The sequence below is a fragment of the Dietzia sp. IBK-p2-16D genome (assembly GCF_057773085.1).
The window spans coordinates 1-801 of sequence record NZ_JBYMTL010000018.1 but is presented as its reverse complement, the minus strand read 5'-3'; the positions used below and the strand labels follow the sequence as shown (position 1 = coordinate 801).

The 801-nt window shown below is 63.2% G+C and carries 1 protein-coding gene; it reads left to right on the top strand.

The window, feature by feature from the left end; translation table 11 throughout:
- Positions 1–151: 151 nt before the first annotated feature.
- A partial coding sequence (locus tag AC3DE3_RS17120; protein ID WP_488370822.1) for a DDE-type integrase/transposase/recombinase occupies positions 152–801 on the top strand: 650 nt, incomplete at its 3' end.

Here is an 801-nt window from a genome sequence, read left to right as displayed (position 1 = left end):
GGTGTCCGCGTACACCCTGATGTGTCGGTCCGGGGACAGGTTCATGTGTAGGTCGGTGTTCGGCGTTCCGTAGTTGTTCGCCGAGGTGGGTGGGCCACCCTTGGAGTCGTCTTCCGGCAAGTTGACGATTCCCGAAGGGTGGCCCACCTCCATGATCCTGGATGAGGAGTCCTGGATGAATATCCGACGTTTCAAGCAGCTGCGTGCGACGGGCATGTCGTACGCGGAAATCGGTCGCGAGTGCGGTTGCGACTGGCGCACGGTGCGCAAGTATTTGTCCGAGGATGCCCCGGTTTCGCCGCCGTCGGCGCCGTCACGCAAGGGCACGCAGCGAATCGCAATCACCGCGGCGATCGCGGCATTGATCGATGTGATGCTGCGAGCCTGCATCGATATCAAGGCCACGGTGATCTGCGAACGCCTGGCCGATGAGCACGATGTGCACGTGCACTACCAGCGGGTCAAGAACTACTGCCGGGCCCGCCGCCCCGAGATCCGTGCCGAGCTCGGTCTTGATGAGCCAGGGACGGCGAGTCTGCATCGACGTATCGCCACTCTTCCCGGGGCCCAGGCGCAGGTCGACTGGGGTGATGAAGGCGATCTGCTGGGCACCGGGGTGCGCATCTACTCGTTTCACATGACGCTGTCTTACTCGAGAGACCCGTTCTGTTGCTTCGTGACCTCAATGGATGCCGCAACGTTCTTCGACTGCCACAGGCGGGCGTTCGCCCACTTCGGCGGGGTGCCAGCGGCGATCGTCTACGACCGACTCAAGACCGTGGTGCGTCGCCATGTGGCCCC